At 67.4% G+C, this 20,057-nt stretch carries 21 protein-coding genes; 12 read left to right on the top strand and 9 right to left on the bottom strand.

Going from position 1 to position 20,057, the window contains the following annotated elements:
- Positions 1 to 12: 12 nt before the first annotated feature.
- The gene (locus tag EF834_RS05495; protein ID WP_127946229.1) at positions 13 to 555 is read left to right on the top strand and encodes a hypothetical protein; all 543 of its coding nucleotides are present in this window, start codon (positions 13 to 15) and stop codon (positions 553 to 555) included.
- On the opposite strand, the gene EF834_RS05490 is transcribed toward EF834_RS05495, so the two are convergent.
- Complete coding sequence (locus tag EF834_RS05490) at positions 521 to 2,287, bottom strand: glycerol-3-phosphate dehydrogenase/oxidase (protein ID WP_127946228.1); 1,767 nt, start codon at positions 2,285 to 2,287, stop codon at positions 521 to 523. The genes EF834_RS05495 and EF834_RS05490 overlap by 35 nt on opposite strands.
- Positions 2,288 to 2,368: 81 nt before the next feature.
- On the opposite strand from EF834_RS05490, the gene glpK reads away from it, so the two are divergent.
- Positions 2,369 to 3,880, top strand: a complete 1,512-nt coding sequence (gene glpK / locus EF834_RS05485) for a glycerol kinase GlpK (RefSeq protein ID WP_127946227.1) — start codon at positions 2,369 to 2,371, stop codon at positions 3,878 to 3,880.
- A gap of 129 nt (positions 3,881 to 4,009) precedes the next feature.
- Here glpK and EF834_RS05480 read toward each other — a convergent pair whose 3' ends face one another.
- The 3 genes from EF834_RS05480 to EF834_RS05470 all read right to left on the bottom strand — a co-directional run bounded on the left by EF834_RS05480 (position 4,010) and on the right by EF834_RS05470 (position 7,532).
- Positions 4,010 to 4,600, bottom strand: coding sequence for an Rv1733c family protein (locus tag EF834_RS05480; RefSeq protein WP_127946226.1), 591 nt, complete (start codon positions 4,598 to 4,600; stop codon positions 4,010 to 4,012).
- 100 nt (positions 4,601 to 4,700) lie between these two features.
- Complete coding sequence (locus EF834_RS05475; protein WP_127946225.1) at positions 4,701 to 5,930, bottom strand: aminotransferase-like domain-containing protein; 1,230 nt, start codon at positions 5,928 to 5,930, stop codon at positions 4,701 to 4,703.
- Between the two features lie 195 nt (positions 5,931 to 6,125).
- On the bottom strand, positions 6,126 to 7,532 hold the full coding sequence (locus EF834_RS05470; protein ID WP_127946224.1) for an NAD(P)H-quinone dehydrogenase: 1,407 nt from the start codon (positions 7,530 to 7,532) through the stop codon (positions 6,126 to 6,128).
- A 200-nt stretch (positions 7,533 to 7,732) separates the two neighbouring features.
- Here EF834_RS05470 and EF834_RS05465 point away from each other — a divergent pair, with 200 nt between their 5' ends.
- Positions 7,733 to 8,203, top strand: a complete 471-nt coding sequence (locus tag EF834_RS05465; RefSeq protein ID WP_127946223.1) for a gamma-glutamylcyclotransferase — start codon at positions 7,733 to 7,735, stop codon at positions 8,201 to 8,203.
- A 53-nt stretch (positions 8,204 to 8,256) separates the two neighbouring features.
- On the opposite strand, the gene EF834_RS05460 is transcribed toward EF834_RS05465, so the two are convergent.
- From EF834_RS05460 to EF834_RS05450, 3 genes are all read right to left on the bottom strand, one after another.
- Complete coding sequence (locus tag EF834_RS05460) at positions 8,257 to 9,408, bottom strand: M20 family metallopeptidase (protein ID WP_127946694.1); 1,152 nt, start codon at positions 9,406 to 9,408, stop codon at positions 8,257 to 8,259.
- Positions 9,409 to 9,422: 14 nt separating this feature from the next.
- Positions 9,423 to 10,559 (bottom strand): M20 family metallopeptidase, encoded by a 1,137-nt coding sequence (locus EF834_RS05455; protein WP_408014480.1) that lies wholly within the window; start codon positions 10,557 to 10,559, stop codon positions 9,423 to 9,425.
- 88 nt (positions 10,560 to 10,647) lie between these two features.
- Positions 10,648 to 11,352 carry an enoyl-CoA hydratase-related protein gene (locus tag EF834_RS05450; RefSeq protein ID WP_127946222.1) on the bottom strand — a complete coding sequence of 235 codons (705 nt, stop codon included), beginning with the start codon at positions 11,350 to 11,352 and terminating at the stop codon, positions 10,648 to 10,650.
- A gap of 75 nt (positions 11,353 to 11,427) precedes the next feature.
- Between EF834_RS05450 and EF834_RS05445 the strand changes: the two genes are divergently transcribed.
- Positions 11,428 to 12,213, top strand: a complete 786-nt coding sequence (locus EF834_RS05445) for a purine-nucleoside phosphorylase (protein WP_206615210.1) — start codon at positions 11,428 to 11,430, stop codon at positions 12,211 to 12,213.
- Entirely contained in the window at positions 12,210 to 13,706 is a 1,497-nt protein-coding gene (locus tag EF834_RS05440) for a phospho-sugar mutase (RefSeq protein ID WP_268960926.1), read from the top strand. The genes EF834_RS05445 and EF834_RS05440 overlap by 4 nt, the downstream gene beginning before the upstream one ends.
- Here the strand turns inward: EF834_RS05440 and upp are convergent.
- Positions 13,703 to 14,326, bottom strand: a complete 624-nt coding sequence (gene upp, locus EF834_RS05435; protein WP_127946220.1) for a uracil phosphoribosyltransferase — start codon at positions 14,324 to 14,326, stop codon at positions 13,703 to 13,705. The two genes, EF834_RS05440 and upp, sit on opposite strands and share 4 nt — an antisense overlap.
- A gap of 117 nt (positions 14,327 to 14,443) precedes the next feature.
- Between upp and EF834_RS05430 the strand changes: the two genes are divergently transcribed.
- Entirely contained in the window at positions 14,444 to 14,758 is a 315-nt protein-coding gene (locus tag EF834_RS05430; protein ID WP_127946219.1) for a type VII secretion target, read from the top strand.
- The gene (locus EF834_RS05425) at positions 14,755 to 15,696 is read left to right on the top strand and encodes a bifunctional WXG100 family type VII secretion target/C40 family peptidase (protein WP_127946218.1); all 942 of its coding nucleotides are present in this window, start codon (positions 14,755 to 14,757) and stop codon (positions 15,694 to 15,696) included. Before EF834_RS05430 ends, EF834_RS05425 begins: the two co-directional genes overlap by 4 nt.
- 221 nt (positions 15,697 to 15,917) lie before the next feature.
- Here the strand turns inward: EF834_RS05425 and EF834_RS05420 are convergent, their stop codons facing one another.
- Entirely contained in the window at positions 15,918 to 16,208 is a 291-nt protein-coding gene (locus EF834_RS05420) for a hypothetical protein (protein WP_127946217.1), read from the bottom strand.
- An 826-nt stretch (positions 16,209 to 17,034) separates the two neighbouring features.
- Here EF834_RS05420 and EF834_RS05415 point away from each other — a divergent pair.
- The 5 genes from EF834_RS05415 (at position 17,035) to EF834_RS05395 (ending at position 20,016) form a co-directional block, all read left to right on the top strand.
- On the top strand, positions 17,035 to 17,376 hold the full coding sequence (locus EF834_RS05415; protein ID WP_127946216.1) for a hypothetical protein: 342 nt from the start codon (positions 17,035 to 17,037) through the stop codon (positions 17,374 to 17,376).
- Complete coding sequence (locus EF834_RS05410) at positions 17,373 to 17,678, top strand: YbaB/EbfC family nucleoid-associated protein (protein WP_127946215.1); 306 nt, start codon at positions 17,373 to 17,375, stop codon at positions 17,676 to 17,678. The genes EF834_RS05415 and EF834_RS05410 overlap by 4 nt, the downstream gene beginning before the upstream one ends.
- 48 nt (positions 17,679 to 17,726) lie before the next feature.
- Positions 17,727 to 18,974 (top strand): primosomal protein, encoded by a 1,248-nt coding sequence (locus tag EF834_RS05405; protein WP_127946214.1) that lies wholly within the window; start codon positions 17,727 to 17,729, stop codon positions 18,972 to 18,974.
- 130 nt (positions 18,975 to 19,104) lie between these two features.
- Positions 19,105 to 19,629: a DUF3558 domain-containing protein gene (locus EF834_RS05400; RefSeq protein WP_127946692.1), complete on the top strand. Its 525-nt coding sequence runs from the start codon at positions 19,105 to 19,107 to the stop codon at positions 19,627 to 19,629.
- A 15-nt stretch (positions 19,630 to 19,644) separates the two neighbouring features.
- On the top strand, positions 19,645 to 20,016 hold the full coding sequence (locus EF834_RS05395; RefSeq protein ID WP_127946213.1) for a hypothetical protein: 372 nt from the start codon (positions 19,645 to 19,647) through the stop codon (positions 20,014 to 20,016).
- Positions 20,017 to 20,057 lie beyond the last annotated feature (41 nt).

Raw genomic sequence — 20,057 nt, 5'->3', positions numbered from 1 at the left:
ACGCTCAGTCGCATGGATCCGGATCGTCGCTCGTTACTGAACCGGCCTCTGCTGAGCCGGTCGGTTCCCCTCGACAGGGACAACGCCGCGAGCCGGATCAGCGCCTACGTGTACGGCAACATCCTGATCCTCGCGGCGCTCATCGCAGAGTCTGCCACCCATAGCGACACCCGCATCATCGCCGTGGTCGCCGGGACTGCGGTCTCGACCTTCGTCGCACACGCTTTCGCGGAAGGGGTGGGCAAGTCTGTCCGCACCGGACGTCAGTTGACGACCGTCGAACGACTGGCAGAGTTGCGCGACTCCGTGCCTGTCCTCAGTTCCGCGATCGTCCCGATCGTGGTGCTGGCAACCGCTGCGGTCTTCGGGTGGCTCGAGCCGTCCGCCGCTCAGCTCATCGCCGAGGTCGCGATCCTGGTCCGGATCGCGTCGATGGTCTTCGTGATCGCTCGACTGCGCGGAGAACGGCCCTCGGGCTACACACTGATCGGCGCGGCGGTCCTTGCGATCGCCGCGACGGCTATCGTCGTCCTAAAGGTCGTACTGACCCACTAGGGACCGCTCCCGGCACTGGCTCGAGGATCTCGGCCCGCGCCTCGGGCGCGGCGGCCCGCAAGGCGTCGGCGGACGCGTCGTCGGGCTGGGCCTGTGACATGATCTCGGCCTCGACGCGGGCCCGGTAGTTGTCGACCTCGCCGGCGATCTCGGCCTCGCCCCAGCCCAGCACCCGAGCCATCAGACGTGCCACCTGCTCGGCGCAGTCGACGCCGCGGTGCGAGTACTCGATCGAGATGCGGGTACGCCTCGCGAGCATGTCCTCGAGATGCAGCGCCCCCTCCGCCGCGGCCGCGTACACCGCCTCGACCTGAAGATAGGCAGGCGCCTCGGTGATCGGCTGGAGCAGTTCCGGTGACCCGTCGGCGAGATCGAGGACCTCGTCGATCAGCGACCCGTAGCGATCCAGCAGGTGCTTGATCCGGTAGGGGTGCAGCCCATGCAACGCCCCCAAGTGCACGGTCTGGTTGACCAGTGCGAAGTACCCGTCGGCACCGGCCAACGGGACCTTCTCGGTGATCGACGGCGCCACGCGCGCGGGGATGTCCTCGGCGGCGAGATCGACGGCGTCTCGGCCCATCACCCGGTAGGTGGTGTACTTGCCGCCGGCGATCGCGACCAGGCCGGGGGCTACCCGGGCGACCGCATGCTCGCGCGAGAGCTTGGACGTTTCGTCGCTCTCCCCCGCCAGCAGCGGTCGCAGTCCGGCGTAGACGCCGTCGATGTCTTCGTACGTGAGAGGAGTGACGAGCACTGTGTTCACGCGGCCCAGGATGTAGTCGATATCGGCCCTCGTCGCCGCTGGATGGGCCAGGTCGAGGTTCCAGTCGGTGTCGGTAGTGCCGATGATCCAGTGATTGCCCCACGGGATGACGAACAGGACGGACGTCTCGGTGCGCAGAATGATCGCGGAGTCGCTCACGATGCGATCTCGCGGAACAACGACGTGAACACCCTTGGACGCCCGTACCCGGAACCGGCCGCGCTGCTTGGACAACGCCTGGATCTCGTCGGTCCACACGCCCGTCGCATTGATCACGACGTGGCCCTTGACCTCCGTCGTCGCCCCGGTCTCCGAATCGCGCACCTGTACGCCCGAAACCCGGTCGGCCTCCCGCAGGAAACCCACCACCTGCGTCGAGGTCCGCACCACCGCCCCGTAGTGAGCAGCGGTGCGCGCGACCGTCATAGTGTGACGAGCGTCGTCGACGACGGTGTCGAAGAAGCGGATTCCACCGATGAGCGCGTTCCGCTTGAGCCCGGGCGCCATGCGCAACGCCCCTGCACGCGTCAGATGTTTCTGCGGTGGAACGGACTTCGCACCACCCATCCGGTCGTACAGCAGGAAGCCGGCTGCCATGTACGGGCGCTCCCACACCCTGTGAGTCAGCGGGAAGAGGAAACTCAGCGGTTTGACCAGGTGGGGCGCGAGGGTCGACATCGACAACTCGCGCTCGCGCAGCGCCTCCGCCACCAGACCGAACTCGAGTTGCTCGAGGTAGCGCAGGCCGCCGTGAAACATCTTCGAGGACCGTGACGACGTGCCCGACGCGAAATCGCGCGCCTCGACGAGTGCGACCTTCAATCCACGGGTCGCGGCATCGAGTGCGGCACCCGCCCCGACGACACCGCCACCGACTACCACCACGTCGAACTGCTCGGTCCCCAACTGCTCCCAGGCCCGCTCCCGCTGTTCGGGGCCAAGGAACTGCACACCAGGCTGCTTGTCCAACTCGGTCTCCCGTGGTTGTCTGCGGATCTGCTCTCAGGCTAGTAGCTTCGGGGCCAGACCGCGCGAGAGACGAGGATCACCGTGACCCAGTACATCGCCTCCATCGACCAGGGAACGACTTCGACCCGATGCATGATCTTCGACCACGGTGGTCGGGTCGTCGGTGCGGCCCAGAAGGAACACGAACAGATCTTCCCGAAACCGGGCTGGGTGGAACACGATCCCGAAGAGCTGTGGAGCAACACCCGGGAGATGATCGCGGCGGTGCTCGCCGAAACAGGTCTCACGGCCGAGGACATCGCGGCGGCCGGCATCACCAACCAGCGTGAGACGACCGTTGTGTGGGACCGAAAAACCGGCAAACCCGTCTACAACGCGATCGTCTGGCAAGACACCCGCACCGACCGACTGTGCACCGAACTCGGCGGTGAACAGGGCAGCGGGCGGTTCCGTGAGGCGACCGGCCTGCCGCTGTCGACGTATTTCTCCGGCCCCAAGGCTCGCTGGATCCTCGACAACGTCGACGGCGCCCGGGAGCGCGCGGAGGCCGGCGAACTGTGCTTCGGAACGATCGACTCGTGGATCCTGTGGAACCTCACCGGCGGTCTTCACCTCACCGACGTCACCAACGCGTCCCGGACCCTGTTGATGAACATCGAGACCCTCGACTGGGATCACGAGATCTGCGGGGCGATGGGCATTCCGACATCGATGCTGCCGGAGATCCGCAGTTCGTCCGAGATCTACGGTGACCTCGCCGTGTCCGGAATCTCGCCGAGCATCCCCGTCGCAGGCATTCTCGGTGACCAGCAAGCAGCTACGTTCGGCCAGGCGTGCCTGTCCGAGGGCGAGGCCAAGAACACCTACGGAACAGGCAATTTCCTGCTGCTCAACACGGGAACGACACCGGTCCGCAGCGAGAACGGCCTGCTCACCACTGTCTGTTACAAGCTCGGAGACAACCCCGCCGTGTATGCGCTGGAGGGATCGGTCGCGGTTACCGGCGCCCTGGTCCAGTGGCTACGCGACAACCTGGGAATCATCCAGTCCGCCAAGGATATCGAGCCGCTCGCGAAGACGGTGGACGACAACGGCGGCGCATACATCGTGCCGGCCTTCTCGGGACTGTTCGCACCACGTTGGCGCCCCGACGCCCGCGGCGTCATCGCCGGGCTGACCCGATTCGTCAACAAGGGGCACCTCGCGCGGGCGGCCCTCGAGGCCACCGCGTACCAGACCCGCGAGGTCATCGAGGCGATGCGGGCCGATTCCGGCGTCGAGCTGAGCTCGCTGAAGGTCGACGGCGGCATGGTTGTCAACGAGACCCTCATGCAGTTCCAGTCCGACATCCTCGATGTCCCGGTGACGCGCCCAGTCGTGAACGAGACCACCGCCCTCGGGGCCGCCTATGCGGCCGGTCTGGCGGTCGGATTCTGGAAGAGCGAGGACGATATCCGCAGGAACTGGGCCGAGGACAAGACCTGGCAGCCCCGGATGGACGAACCGGAGCGTGAACGCCTCTACGCCGGGTGGAACCGCGCCGTAGAGCGCACGTACGGCTGGACCGACGAGCACGAAGACCCTTCGGCCTAGTCTCATCCCGAGCAGTCTCACTCCAAGCGGTCTCGCCCCAAGCAGTCTGGCCGCGTATTCGGGTGTGCCGCCGGCGGGAAGGTCAGCCCAGGCCGCAGATCAGTTCGCCGCAGATCAGTTCGCCGCAGATCAGTTCAAGGACCACCCTCGTGTCTGGCCGAGGCTGTCCCATTCCCGCTGCCAGCACCGTAGCCGGTACCTGTTCGCCATCGAGTGGACTGCGAGCAGCACAAGCACGCATCCTGCCGAACCGAAGGCCCAGAACATGAGCGCGGCACCCACCGCGCCGAAGGCGTTCTCCGCGCCGGTGCTCGGAGGTTCCGTGTAGTTGCCTTCGGGGTCGATCCAAATGTCCACGGTTCGGCCCACCTGGATCTCGCCGTCGACGTCGATCAAGCCCGTGCGTGGTGTCCCGTCCACCGACCACTGCGCACGAGCGCGGTCGTACATGCCTGTCCCGCGAGTTTGGGGCGACGGGGCGTCGCCGAGTAGGACGGCGGGAACCTGCTGGTTCGTCTGTCTGACCTGTCGTGCGGCGTCGGAGAGACCGGTATAGGTGCTCGTGCCCACCGCCCCGGCGAGGGGTATCAGCATCGCGAGCACCAGGGTGACGAAGAGTATCGAGAGGGATTCGAGGCGATCGCTGCGACGCATCAGGCGATTGCCGCTCCATGGCGCTAGGCGCCACAGGCGCGCCACCGAAATGTTCATATCGGTCATCGCCATCTCCCGAAACCGGTCGATGACACCAGTGTCGATGCGGCCCGGAGGGGAGGCATAGGGCCATAAGTCGATAACTCGAACCGGTCCCGCCCGTCGCTCAGTGACCGGTTGCGGACCAGGGAGTCCGTAGATGGGCGTCATACGCTCGGCGTAGCCGATCGACCCCCTCGACCAGCGCCGCACTGTCGTAGGTCGCGAAGCACAACCTCGCCGCGTGCGGGTGTCCCTTCGCGACGCCGAACGCGCCGCCCGGCACGAACGCGACGTCGTGCTCGATCGCCCTTTCGAGAAGTCGGGTGGTGTCGCAACCGTCGGTGAACTCGATCCAGCAGAACATGCCACCGAAGACCTCGGTGTGCGAAAGTCGTTCCCCGAAAGCCGATTCGAGCGCGCGGATCAGCGCACCGGACCGCGCCGCGTAGGCGCCGCGCACGGTGGCCAGATGCGTGTCGAGCCACGCACCGTCGTCGAGCAATTCCGTCGCGATCCTCTGCGTCAGCGACGACCCACACAAATCGGTGCCCTGCTTGATGAGTTCGACCGCCTCACACACGCGGCGATCGCCGTGCAGCCAGCCGACCCTCAGCGCGGGCGCGAGGGTCTTGGACCCGCTCGACAGCCGCAGCACCCGGTCCGAGTGGGCGGCGACGGGTGCGGGTGCCGGCGCATCGAACCACAACTCGCCATAGGGATCGTCTTCGATGATCCAGAACCCGTACCGGTCCGCGAGCGACGCCAGGTGTTCCCGGCGCTGCGCGGACAGCACAACGCCGCGCGGGTTGTGGAAGTTGCTGACCGTGTGGACGACTTTGGGCCGCAATCCTTCTGTCAATGCCTCTTCGAGGACAGCAGTGTCCATGCCATCGGCGTCGAGAGCGACGGGCACCAGTGCGGCCTGCGCGGCCCCGAAGGCCTGCAACGCCCCGGTATACCCCGGTTCCTCGACGACGACGGTGTCTCCAGGGTCGAGCAGCACCTGTGCGAGCAGGCTCAGCGCCTGCTGCGATCCGTGCGTGATGACCACCTCGGACGAATCGAGACGGCGTCCCACCGCGTCGCTCTCGCGAGAGGCGACGGTTTCCCTCAGCGGCGCCCACCCCGACGTCTCGCCGTACTGGACCGAACGCGGGTCGCCGAGCGCTCGCTGCGCGGCCCGCGCGATGCGTTCACGCGGCACGAGTTCCACCGCAGGGAGCCCACCCGCGAGGCTGATGACCTCCGGCCGAGCGGTGAACGTGAGCAGATCGCGGATGGCGGAACTGCGCAATCCGGCCATCCGCGACGACAGCCGCAGGGAAGGATCGAGTGACGGCGAATCGACCGACATGGCGACTCCGAAGTACGAGGTACTGCCGTCGCACACGGCGGCGACAGATGAAGACGGGGGCACCCAAGTCGTCCCGGATCCACGGGGCGGCGAGCGCGAAGATGAGGCCGATGGTCTCGACCTATCCGATCATCCCACAGTCAATTCACTATGTGAACGACGATTCTCATATTCTGGACAGAGTCGAAGCCGGAGCTAACCCAGGTCGTCGTGCCGCATGAGTTGGCGCGACGCCTCGGTGATCGACCCGGTCAGCGACGGGTACACCGAGAAGGTCTGCGCTAGGTCACCCACGGTGAGGTTGTTCTGGACCGCGATCGCGATCGGGAGGATCAACTCGGATGCGTTCACCGCGACCACGACACCGCCGATGACCACACCGGTGGCGGGGCGGCAGAAGATCTTCACGAAGCCGCGGCGCAGACCCGACATCTTGGCTCGCGGGTTCGTGTTGAGCGGCAGCATGACCGTGCGGGCGGCCACCTCGCCGTTGTCGATCGCGGCCTGACTCACGCCGACGTTGGCGATCTCCGGGCGCGTGAACACCGCCGACGCGACCGTCTTGAGCTTGATCGGGCTCACGCCCTCGCCGAGCGCGTGGTACATCGCGATACGGCCTTGCATCGCGGCCACCGAGGCCAGCGGCAGCAGGCCGGTGCAGTCGCCGGCGGCGTAGATGCCGGACACGGAGGTGCGGGAGACGCGGTCGACGCGCATGTAGCCGCCCCCGTCGAGCTCGATGCCGACCTTTTCGAGGCCCAGACCACTCGTGTTCGGGGTGGACCCGACCGCCATGAGCGCGTGACTGCCGTGCACGGTGCGGCCGTCCGTGAGCTTGACGACGATGCCCCCGTCGTCGGTGCGCTCGACAGCGTCGGCGCGCGCATGCTTGACCAGCGTGACGCCGCGCTCGGCGAGCACGTCCTCGAGGACCAGTGCCGCGTCCGCGTCCTCGTGCGGCATGACACGGTCACGGCTGGACACCAACGTGACCTTGACACCCATCTCGGTGTAGGCCGACACGAACTCGGCGCCCGTGACACCCGAACCCACGACTACCAGGTGGGTGGGCAACTCCTCCAGGTCGTAGAGGTGTTGCCATGTCAGGATGCGCTCGCCGTCCGGCACGGCACCGGGGAGCACGCGCGGGCTGCCACCAGTCGCGATGAGGACGACGTCGGCTTCGAGAGTCTTCTCCTCACCGGTGGTGAGGGTTGCCCGCACCAGGTGGGCGGCCATCCCGATCTGCGGGTCGATCAGCTCGGCCCTACCGGACAGCAGTTGCACGCCGACGCTCTGGAGGCGAGCGCGGATGTCGGAGGACTGAGCCTGTGCGAGGTTCTTGACGCGTGAGTTGATCTTCGGAAGCGAGATGGAGACGTTGGACGGGTCGACGGAGATGCCCAGGTCGGTGGCCCGGCGCATGTCGGTGCGGATTCCGGTGGACGCGATGAAGGTCTTCGAGGGCACGCAGTCGAACAACACACACGCACCGCCGATGCCGTCGGAGTCGATCAGTGACACGTTGGCCCCGTGCTGGGCAGCCACCAGGGCCGCTTCGTATCCGGCTGGTCCGCCACCGATGATCACGATCCGGGTCATTCGTCCTCCAAGCTCGCGGCGCCTACCGGGATCTCCGGTGGGCCCGCGGACAACGCTATTCCAGTGACCGGGAACACGCAGGCGAGGGCCCCTCGAGACTGCCTTCGCCACGGCGAACCTGTACGGCCGAACTTGCACGATCGTGCGCGGACGGCTCTTCCACTACCCGTGGGTGCTGCACACAGATTAGGCTTGCCGCCGTGCCGATCTATGCCGCGTACGGGTCCAACATGCACCCGGAACAGATGCTCGAACGCTGCCCACACTCCCCCACGGCGGGCACGGGTTGGCTTCACGGCTGGCGGCTCACGTTCAGCGGTGACGACATCGGTTGGGAGGGTGCGCTCGCCACCGTCGTCGAGGATCCGGACGATCCGGATGCCAAGGTGTTCGTGGTGCTGTACGACGTCCCGGACGAGGACGAGAGCCGACTGGACCGATGGGAGGGGTCCGAACTGGGCCTACACCGCAAGATCCGGCTCCGCATCGACACCGCCGATGGCCCCGTGCTGGCCTGGCTGTACGTGCTCGATGCGTACGAGGGTGGCCTGCCCTCGGCGCGCTACCTCGGTGTCATCGCCGACGCCGCCGAGACCGCCGGAGCCCCCGCCGACTACGTCCGCAGCCTTCGCACCCGCAACAGTCGCAACGTGGGCCCCGGCACGGCCTAGCCGTAGTCCCCCGGCTGCGTTTCACGACTGCAGCGTTTCGGGACTACAGCCTTTCAGGACTGCAGCACCAGGTTCGTCAGAACCCGCACTCCAGTCGCAAGAGCTCGCTCGTCGATGTCGAACGTCGGCTGGTGGATGTCGAGTTGCGGGCCGCGCCCCGACCACACACCCAAGCGAGCCATGGCGCCCGGCGCTTCCTCGAGATACCACGAGAAGTCCTCGCCGCCGCCCGACTGAGGGGTGTCCGCGAGCGCGTCGGGGCCGATCGCTCGCACGGCGTCCTCGAGAATTCGCGCCGACACCTCGTCGTTGACGACTGGAGGCACACCCCGCCGGTAGTTGAGTTCGTACCGCACCCCGGTCGGCGCGAGCAGCCCGTGCACGATCTCGCGGACCGTCGGTTCGAGCAGGGCCCACGTGTCATGGTCACCGGTGCGGACGGTGCCGGTGAGGATGCCGCTGCGCGGGATCGCGTTGGGGGCCTGCCCCGCGCTCACCGCACCCCACACCATCACGGTTGCGCTGCGTGGGTCTATCCGGCGGCTGAGCATCCCGGGCAGACCCGTGATCACGGTGCCGATCGCGTACACCAGGTCCGTCGTCAGATGTGGCCGCGACGTGTGCCCACCCGGTGAGTCGAGCACGAGTTCGACGGTGTCCGCGGCGGACGTGATCGCCCCGACCCGGACCCCGACCCGTCCCGCCTCCAGGCGCGGATCGCAGTGCAGCGCGAAGATCCGCGACACACCCTGCATGCCGCCTGCGGCGACGACGTCGAGCGCGCCACCGGGCATCACTTCCTCGGCCGGCTGGAAGATGAACCTCACGCCGATCGGCAACTGTGGCAACGAATTCAGCGCAAGGGCGGTTCCGAGCAGGATCGCGGTGTGCGCATCGTGGCCACACGCGTGATCGACCCCCGGCACCGTGGACGCGTACGCCACACCGGTGGCTTCTTGCAACGGCAACGCATCGAGATCGGCACGCAGAGCGATCCGCATCCCGCCCGGCCCGATGTCGCAGACGACGCCGGTCCCACCAGGCAGCAACAGTGGCGACATTCCCGCCGCCGACAATTGACTCGCGACGAACGAGGTGGTCCCGAACTCGTGCCGGGCCAGTTCCGGGTTCATGTGGAAGTGTCTGCGCCACCGGGACAGATCCATCGCGTGCTCGGCGAGCCACTTCTCGACGCCCTCATTCATCGACCTGCCCTCGTTCACCGACGTTCCACCCCCTCGAGCAACCGCGCGCGCTGATCGGGATCGAGTACGGCACGGATGACGGTGCGCGCCAGAGCCATCGCACCGTCGAGGAGGGCCCGGTCTGCCGACTCCGTGACCGCGGCCGCAGCGAACTCCGGTTGATGGATCACCGACCCGCCGGAGTCGAGTCCGACCACCGGGTGGATGCCGGGGATCACCTGGGTCACGTTGCCCATGTCCGTGCTGCCCAGCGGGCGAGACGCCTCGACATCCGCGGGCACCGGGGTGCGACCGAGGTCGGTTATCTCCTCGCGAAAGACGTCGACGAGCCAGGGGTCGGGCCGCAGCTCCGCGTACGCCGGCGACACCGTGCGCACCTCGTGCGTGCACCCGGTCGCGAGCGCGCCGGCCGCGAAACACGCATCAGCTCGAGTCAGGAGTTCGTCGAGCGACTCAGCGGTGTGCGCGCGCAGGTAGTACAGCATCTCGGCGCGTGCCGGGATGATGTTGGGCGCCGTGCCGCCGGCACTGACGATGCCGTGCAACTGCTGGCCGGGGGCGAGGTGCTGACGCAGCAGGCCGAGGCCGACCTGAGCGACCGTGGCCGCGTCCGCGGCGTTTCGTCCGAATTCCGGTGCCGCCGAGGCGTGTGCTTCCCGCCCTGTGAAAGTGATCGCGATGTCGGCGAGCGCGAGCGATGTCGCGGCGACGATGTCGAACGGGCCGGGGTGCACCATCAACGCGGCGGCGACGTCGTCGAAGACACCGCGCTCGAGCATGAGCACCTTGCCCCCACCGGACTCCTCGGCCGGAGTGCCGATGACGCGCACGGTGATCCCCAGCGATTCCGCCATTGGGGCCAACGCGAGCCCGGCGCCGACTGCCGACGCCGCGATGATGTTGTGACCACATGCATGCCCGATCTCGGGCAGCGCGTCGTATTCGGCGAGAAGGGCCACTACCAACTCACCGTCGCCGAACCGCGCGTCGAACGCCGTCGGCAGATCCGCGATCTGCGTCCGGACGTCGAAGCCCTGGCCGCGCAGGAACTCGACCAGCTTGGCGGCGCTCCGGTGCTCCTCGAAGGCCAACTCCGGTTCGGAGTGGATCGAGTGCGACAGCGCGATGAGATCGGAGCGCGCAGCCAGCACGGCATCCGACACCGAAGCCGGCGACGAAGCCGACGGGGTTCCTGATCTCACAGCCCCCAGTCTCTCACTCTTGGGGACCGGACCCGGGTCACCCCAACTTGAACTTGAAGTTGCTCTCGTCGGTCTTGATACCGAGCGCGTCGACGGCGTCGCGGTGGATGCCCTGCTTGATCCCGGCCAGGTTCTCGCCGTGGGTCGAAACCAGCGCGGATGCCCGGGCAACCGCGGCGTCGAGCACGAGATCGCCTTCGACGGTGTCGTCGACGATACCGGCGGCGACGGCGTCGGTGCCGTTGTAACGACGACCGGTGGTCATCGCCTCGACCGCCGTCTGCCGTGTCAGTCGGGAGGTGAGCAGCGTGGTCAGGCCCACCGTGAACGGCATGTTCAGGTTGACCTCGGGCAGGCAGTAGTAGCCCCGGTCGCTGCGCATGACGCGGAAGTCGTGGGAGGTGGCCAGCAGCGCGCCGGCGCCGAACGCGTGGCCCTGCACCGCCGCGACCGTCGCCATCGGGAACGTCAAGAAGCGGGAGAGGACCGTCTGGACCCGGTCCAGGTAGGCGGGCAACTTCTCGAGATTGCCGGCGATCCATTCGACGTCGAGGCCGTTGGAGTAGAACTTGCCGGTCGCTGTCGTGACCAGAGCCGCGGGCCCCTCGTGTGCCTCGACCTCGTCCAACAGGGCATGCGTGGCCTCGACCCAGTCCGGGTGGAACCGGTTCTCGTTGTCCGTCTCTCCCTCGTTGCCGAGGTACAGAACGAAGACGTCGCCTTGGCGATTCAAATATGGCATGGGCCGGAGGTTACTCACGAGTAACATAAGGTGTCAAGCATGCCGATCGATGCTGTCCCACTACTGTTTCCGTCCATGGGCACCCTCGAGCAGCAAGCCGCCGACGTCCTCGCGGACCGCACCGGAATCGCAAGACACAGCGCGGCTGTCGTCCTCGGATCGGGCTGGCAGGCCGCCGCCGACGTACTGGGAGCACCGGCCGTGAGCGTGCCGATGGCCGACCTGCCAGGGTTCGCCACCCCGTCGGCGGTCGGTCACGCCGGGACAGCGCTGTCGGTGCGGATCGGCGACAGCCCGGTGCTCGTCCTACTCGGGCGTGCGCACGCCTACGAGGGCCACGACCTCGGCCGGGTGGTGCACCCGATACGAACCGCGATCGCGGCCGGCGCGGAGACGGTGGTCCTCACCAATGCCGCGGGCGGCATTCGCGCCGACATGAGCGTCGGCCAGCCGGTCCTCATCAGCGACCACCTGAACTTGACGGCACGGTCCCCCCTGGTCGGAGCTCACTTCGTCGACCTGGTCGATGCCTACAGCCCCCGGTTGCGGGCAATCGCGCGCGAGATCGACCCGTCGCTCGCAGAGGGTGTGTACGCGGGACTGCCCGGCCCGCACTACGAGACTCCAGCCGAGATCCGCATGCTCCGCACCCTCGGCGCCGACCTGGTCGGACTGTCGACGGTGCACGAGACCATCGCGGCCCGGGCGCTCGGGGCCGAGGTCCTCGGCATCTCACTCGTGTCGAACCTCGCGGCCGGGACGACCGGAGAGCCCCTCGACCATGCGGAGGTCCTCGCGGCCGGACAGGCGTCCGCGGCGCGCGTGGGCGCACTGCTGCGCGACCTGCTCGCCCGGCTGTGAACCCCCCGCCGCCCCGCCCGCCCCTCCGCTTCGGCACCGCCGGCCTGCGCGGCCCGGTCGGCGACGGCCCCGGCTGCATGAACGTCGGCGTGGTCGAGCGCACCACCGCCGGGCTGGCCCGATGGCTGCACGACAACCACCTCGGCGGGATAGTGGTCGTCGGCCGCGACGCTCGTCACGGCTCGGAGGAGTTCGCCCGCGCCGCCGCCGAGGTGCTCGCGGCCGACGGCTTCGACGTCGTCCTGCTGCCGCGGCCCCTGCCGACCCCCCTCGTCGCGTTCGCGGTGCGCCGACTCAGTGCGGTCGCCGGCGTGCAGATCACCGCGTCGCACAACCCTCCCGCCGACAACGGCTACAAGGTGTACGTGCACGGCGGCGCACCCCTCGCCGCACCGGCGGACCGTGAGATCGAGGACGCGATCGCACGCGTCGAGCGGATTCGGCGCGTGCCAGTAGCGGCGGCCGACGACACGATGGAGACGGCGTACCTCGACCGCGTCGCGACGCTGCCGCTCGGCGACCGTCGCGACGTCCGCATCGCGCTAACCGCCATGCACGGCGTCGGCGGTGACGTGGCGGTGGCGGCGCTGCGTACGGCAGGGTTCACCGACATTCACACCGTTGCAACGCAATTCGCACCCGACCCGGACTTCCCGACGGTCGCGTTCCCGAACCCCGAGGAGCCCGGGGCGACCGATGAGTTGCTGCTGCTCGCGGCCTCCGTCGACGCCGACGTCGCGATCGCCCTCGACCCCGACGCCGACCGCTGCGCCGTCGGTGTGCCCGGACCGACCGGTTGGCGGATGCTCAGCGGCGACGAGACCGGCGCACTGCTCGGCGACCGCATCCTCACCCACGCGCCCCCGCATGCGCTGGTCGCGACGACGATCGTGTCGTCGACCCTGCTGGGAAAGATCGCCGACGCCCGCGGCTTCGACTCGGCCCGCACCCTGACCGGATTCAAATGGCTGGTGCGGGCCGGTGCCGGACTGGTCTACGCGTACGAGGAGGCGATCGGGCACTGCGTGGACCCCGACGTGGTGCGCGACAAGGACGGTATCTCTGCCGCGGTGCTGGTCGCCGATCTCGCAGCCGATCTTGCCGGCAGCGGTCGGACGCTGCTCGACGCGCTCGACGACCTCGCCATCGAGTTCGGGGTGCATACGACAGGCCAGGTGTCACGTCGGGCGGGGCACCTCGACGAGATCCGCCGCACCATGGAGCAACTGCGCACGGACCCACCGACGGAGATCGCAGGGATCGAGGTAGCGGCCATAGATCTAGCGACGGTGCGCGGCCCACTCCGGACGGACGCGGTGACGTTCGCCGGCCCGAACCTGCACGTGACGGTTCGGCCGTCGGGCACCGAACCGAAGCTCAAGTGCTACTTCGAGGTGGTCGAACCGGTCTCCGGCCGCGACGGGCTCGCCGCGGCGCGCTCTGCCGCCCGAGATCGCGCGGACCTGGTGCGGCGGTACCTTCAGGCCTTCTAGCGAGGGCCGAACTGGCGGTCACCGGCGTCGCCGAGACCGGGCACGATGAAGGCGTTCTCGTTGAGACCCTCGTCGACGGTCGCGGTGATCAGGCGCACCGGATGGCCCGATCGCTCGAGAGCGGAGACTCCCTCGGGGGATGCAACGACGCACACGGCCGTGATGTCGGTGGCGTCCCGGGCGACGAGCAGGTCGATCGTGTGGACCATCGAACCGCCGGTCGCGAGCATCGGATCGAGTACATACACCGGCGTTGCGGAAAGGTCTGCAGGTAGCGACTCCATGTACGGCACCGGCTGGTGAGTGTGCTCGTCACGGGCCATCCCGACGAACCCGACCTGTGACTGCGGGATCAATGCACTGGCCGGTTCGACCATGCCCAGACCTGCCCGCAACACGGGAACCAGCAGCGGCGGCTGTGCCAGGCGGGCGCCCTTCGTGACGGCGACGGGTGTGGTGATGTCGAACTCCTCGATCTGGGCGTCGCGGGCGGCCTCGTAGATCAGCATCTCGGTGAGCCGCCGCAGCGCCGATCGGAACGTGGCGTTGTCGCTGCGCTCGTCGCGCATCTTCGTCAGAAGCGCCGCCGCCAGAGGATGATCGACCACTCGCGTTTCCATGGCTCCACAGAATAGTGTCGGCGAGCGCGCACACCCGGACGGCCCACAACCGAATGGAACCGCACCCAATCCCGGCGCGTCCAATTCATCGACGAACAAGAATCCATGGGGGACGCGATGAGCGAGTTCTCAGCGGCGGCGGCCGGGATCGCCGCATTCGGGGGCACCGCGACCGAGCTGGCCGCACGGGCGGAAGCGGCCGCTGCAGCTGTAGCCGCGAAGCCGGACGCACTCGGCCAGGTGTTCGGACTGATCGGCGGCGACTTGCTCGCCGCTTTCACCGGTGCGCGCAGCGCCCACGCGGCACGGCTCGAGCGGCTTGCCTCCGCCTGGGCGTCGATGAGTGCCGCCGCCATCACGACCGCCGCGGGTTACGAAGCGACCGATGCGGGCACCGCGTCCACGCTCAACTCGACTTCGGCGGCCTTGTGATCGGCCTGCTCGCCCGCCCGGTCGTCGATCTGCTCGGCGCCTTCGGCACCGGCACCCCGCCCACCGAATCCCCCGTCGAGGCAATCCGGGAAGCGTCCGATGCCATCGATGCCGTGCACGCACGTGGCCGCACAGCAATCAGCGACATCGGCGGCGTGTGGAGCGGCACCGCAGCCGACGCCGCGATCGACAGGGCGCAGGCCACGCAAGCCGCATCGGTGCAGCTGTCCGACCGGGGCCGAGAGATCGCAGGGGTCACCGAGACCGCATCACACGCGGTTCGCGCCGGAGCTGCCGAGCTGAGGGCGATCCTGGATTCCTTCCTGTCGATGGCGTCGTCTGCGCTGCCGCTGGTCGCCACCCCGACCGGGCAGACCGTGTTGATTACAGTGGCGATCGACCATCTGGGGCGGGCCCTGGGCGTCGTCGAACGGGTGCGCGGGGAGCTGGCCGTGCTCACCGCGAGGATGATCGAGTTGACCGGGGCGGATCCGGTGCCGGCCGAGGCTCGCACGGTCGACGGGGTGAGCGCCGGCAGCATCGAGATCCTGCTTCCCGACGGCAGCACGGTCATCGCACCCAATCCGGCGGCAGCCGACGCCGTCCGCAACGCGCTGACGCAGCAGGGTGTCGCCTACGAGTGGGGCGGCACCACTGCAGGGCGGGGCCTGGACTGCAGCGGACTGACGCAGTGGGCATACGGTGAGGCTGGAGTGGACCTGCCCCGACTCGCGCAACAGCAGTCCGTCGGCATGCCCGTCGGAGAAGAAGGGTTGATGCCGGGTGACCTCGCGGTGTGGGATGGTCACGTCGCGATGATCATCGGCAACGGCCAGATGATCGAGGCCGGAGACCCCATCGGTATCAGCCCCATCCGAACCACCAACAGCAGCATGGGTTTCCACGGTTTCTATCGACCAACAGAACGCACCTACTGATGCTGAGGAACGGTGGTAGCCGGTGAGTATGGGGCTTCGCCGCTGAACCGTCCGGGCAGCTCTGTGGGAGTGGGTCCGACTTGACGTCACGCCGGCACCGCCCCGATCGGCCCTCGGCGGTGGGAAGTGGCTGAACGGCGACGGCCCCGCCTATTGGGCGGGGCCGTCCGTGTCCGTTAGCTACACGAATCCAAACTGCTCGTGTGTCACGGAGTCACGACTTAGTTGGCGTTCATGCTGCTGCCGAAGATGCCATCGAGGCTACCCAGGGCGTCATCGGCGCTGCCCAGGGTGTTGTCGGCGCTGCCCAGGGAGTCGTCGATGCTGCCGTTCAGGGTGTCCATGCTCGCTGTATCGATGGAACCAATGATGTCCAAGCTGGCGAGGAACATCTCGAACGAACTCGGCGTGCCTTCACCGTGTGCGTCTGCGCTGGCCGGCGCCGCGAAGACTGCGGCGATGAGAGGTGCGGCGAGCATTGCTGCTGCTGCTGTGCGAACTGTCTTCTTCATCGATCCTCTTTCATTCGACTCACCGCACACGAACGCGTGCGGGCATCACAACACCTGGCGGCATCGGTCACTGGTTGACGGAATCCCCCAACAGGCATTGCTGGCCCCCCTAAGCCAGAAGAGAGTTAATCACAGTTCTGCATTCGGAAGGGTGAAACCGCACCGACTGATTCATCGGAGGCGATCGACCTGTGCGGCACTGTGTCTCCGAAACACGTTGTTGTGCTGGAGGAATGCAGATAATTGTGACGCTCATCACCATTGATCAACGGGCGTGTGAACGGACGGCTTCTATCGACCAACTGGACGCACTGACTGATGCTCAGGAACGAAAAGCATTGCACCGGAGACCTTCCGAATGATCATGGAATCGCGCGTACGGACGCTCTGGCAGAGATGGCGAGCACGGGTAGGAGTGCAACCCCTCGAAGCCGAGAATGTAGGAGACCTCGGAGCATGAGGACTGTTCGAGATCGCTGTGGACCACCCATCCTGACCGATGGAACCGAACACCCACGACGCGCGTCAAACCTGGTAATGCCAAGCGATCGAGACGAGCCGCACCTCGCAGATTTTGTGTTCTGGGAATTGCAGTAACACCGGGGCTGGAGGCGACACCGGGACTGGAGGCGACACCCCGACTGAGACCCTGGGCCGACCCGGGCAACCGTCCTCTCGAGGGCGGCGAGGAGGTCGCCGACGAGTGAGCGTCGGGACCGACATCCTCGGGCACTCCGGTGCCCTACCTTCTGACAGAGACTCCGACACAAGGGCTATTTTCTGCGGTTCCAGGGTTTCTGCCGCACCACGAAGTACTAGGAGCAATATGACGATCGAACCGTCCCCGCCGCCCGCCACTGTGGCGTCGGCCGCCAACCGCGCCCGCACCGTTACGGTGCGCGCCACAGAGACCGGTCTGCCGATGGAGATCCACATCGACTCAGGCGAGCTGCGTTATGGCGGCGAACGACTGGCACAGGAGATCCTCGGCCTGTGCCGGGAGGCCGGCCGGGAGGCGGGAGCCCGACAGCGCGACGAACTGGCACGCCAAGGCATGCCCCGCGACGTGCTGGATCAGCTGGGGCTCCCGACCCGTGATGAGATCGCAGCGGAGCAGGCCGCGGCCGACACGCTGGAGGCACCGACGAGCTGGATGCGCCGGGTATGAGCGGCAGCGAGATGGATGCGCTCGTAGAACGTGCAACGGCAGCCTTGAACCTGCTCGACGACGCTCTGACATCACTCGACACGATCCGGGCCGAGGCGGTGAGCGAGGACGGCCGGGTACGGGTTGAGGTCGACGGCAACGCCAGGCCGACCGGGATATGGCTGAGCGATTCCCTCCACGACCTCGATGCCCGCAGCCTGGCACAGTCGATCACTGACACCGCGCACCGGGCAGCGGCGACCGCGGCCGCGGAGCGAGCCCGGATCACGGGCACGTTGTTCGATACGTACGGCAAAGGTTGACCGGTGTCCGGCTATGTCTTTGAGCTCGACGTGGCTAGGCTTCCGGCCATGGCTGGAGACATCGTTCCGATCGAACTCGGTCTGACCAAAGGCGACCTGGTCACCTTGTGGGCCCCTCGCTGGCGCGAGGGCGACGACGAGTGGCAGGCCTTCCTAGGCCACGAAGAAGACCTCTACGCGTTCGAATCGGTTGCCGCGCTCGCCGCGTTCATCCGCACGAACGACGAGAACGACCTTGTCGATCATCCGGCCTGGCCCGTGGTCTCCAAGCTCGCCGCTCCGGAACTCGAGCCGGAGGAGAACTTCACGTTCGATCTGATCGGGGTCCCCGAACTCGCTGCCGGCGATCCCGAGGCCCTCCCCATTGCCGAACTCGAGAGCACACTCGCGACGGTGCGCACCATCGGGGAGGTCTGCGACCTCGAGCCGGTGATCAAGTTCTTCGAGAACCATCCGGAGATCGGCTACCTGCGCGGCGGCGTCGGCCAGTTCGAGGGCCGCGACGGCGAGGCACTGTGGGACCGCATCGGCATCGCCGTCGCCGAGGACTGGGACGCGGTCATCGACGCGATCGATTCGATCGTCACCACACCGGACGTCGACGCGGATGCGCTCTCCGTCGCCGACGCCGAGATCCTCACGGCCGAAGAGAACATCGTCGACGCCGACGACGAGGCCGAGGCCGAGGCCGAGGATGAGTACGAGACCGATGAGGAGCAGGAGGAGGAAGAGGAAGAAGTAGAGACCTTCTGGTCCAGCGTTGGGATCGACCCGATCAAGATCATCACATCCGAGACCACGTACTTCTCGCTGCGCTGCTACCTCGGCGAGGACGAGCACCCCGTCTTCCTCGGCCGTGGCGGAAAAATCTCGGTCTTCAACTCCGAGCGCGCACTCGCCCGCTACCTGGCCGACAACCACGAGCACGACCTGGCGCGGGTGACCACCTACCTGCAGGTGCAGAACGCGGCCGTGGACGGCACACTCGAGATCGAGGTCACCGACGCGAACGTCTACGTGCTGCCGGGACTGGCCGACGACCTCGCCGAGGGCCCCGATGCCGTCGACGCCGACCAGTTGGAGTTGGCCGTCGAATTGTTCACCGATGCAGCGGACTTCGCGAAGGACGACGCCACCGACGCCGCCCTGGCGTCGTCGACGCCGCTGGGCTGGTACGTCTCCTACCTCCTCGATCCCACACCCGGTCGTATGACCCCCAGTCCACCCTTCCAGGCCGAAGCGGACGCATGGAGGACGCTCGAGCAGGAGTTCGAGGCCCGCCTGCGTCCCGAATAGTCCGCCGCCGCCAATAGTCCGCGCCTCGCTCAGCCCTGCCGTCCGGGCTGTTCGAGGGAACCACGCGTGGCCCCGATGCGTCTGATTCGATGAGCTGGTCGTTGCGGAATTGAGGAGAAGCGTGGGGTTCATGGGACGGTGGGGCGGCGCGATCGTCGCCGCGGTCAGTGTGTTGGCGCTGGTCGGCTGCGGGTCGGCGACTGTCGAGGGGCAAGCCGGGACGACGGAGGCCGGGGAGCCGGTGTTCGATCCCTGCAGCATCCCCGACGACGTGCTGCACACGATCGGCGTCGATCCGGCGTCGGAGCGTCGCGATGTCATGGGCGTCAAACAGCCCGGCTGGAGCGTGTGCGGCTGGAACGATCGCGATGTCTCCTTCTTCGTCACGATCTTCGCCACCGGGATGTCGCTCGACACGATCCGCACGAACGAACGGTTCATCGACGTCACCCCGGTCGACCTCGCCGGTCGCGAGGCGTTCACAGTTCGCGAGACGTCCGATACCCGCAACGAACACTGCGACGTCCTGCTCAGCGTTGGCCCGGACACCCTGATGCTGCAGACGAGTCTCGCCAAGGGCCTACCACCGTCGCAGAGCCCCTGTCCGCAGGCGATCGAGAACGCGAAGCTTCTCGAACCGTCCCTGCCCCGCTGACGAAGAGACCCGATCATGTGGATAAATCCCTCGTGGAAAGAACTCGGCGAACTGGTGGGTGCAGGTGAGCTCTACCTGGAGCCAGGCATCGCCGAGAAGTGCGCCGCCCGCTGCGCGCAGCTGCGACGCGAGCTCGTAATCCTGCAAGACGACGCCAAAAGACTCGCCAGAATCGACGGCCTCGGCCACCTGCCCTCCGGGATCGCCCTTGCCCGCAAATTCGAGCAGAAGGCGTCGGGTGGCGAGTACGCGCTCGATCAGGCGCTCGGCGACCACATCGCCGTCGTCGAGCAGATGCAGTCGGTGTTCGAGAAGATCGCAGCAAGGTTCGGCGCCACCGAGGAGGCGAACGCGCGGACGCTCGGCGCGATCGATCCTGACCGCTGACCGTGCAACCTACTCTTCGAAGACGGGCGCGGACTGGAGCC

The sequence above is a fragment of the Rhodococcus spongiicola genome (genome assembly GCF_004011835.1).
Lineage (GTDB): Bacteria > Actinomycetota > Actinomycetes > Mycobacteriales > Mycobacteriaceae > Prescottella > Prescottella spongiicola.
Note: the sequence above shows the minus strand (reverse complement) of the source record. Positions and strands in the feature narration are given on the sequence as shown.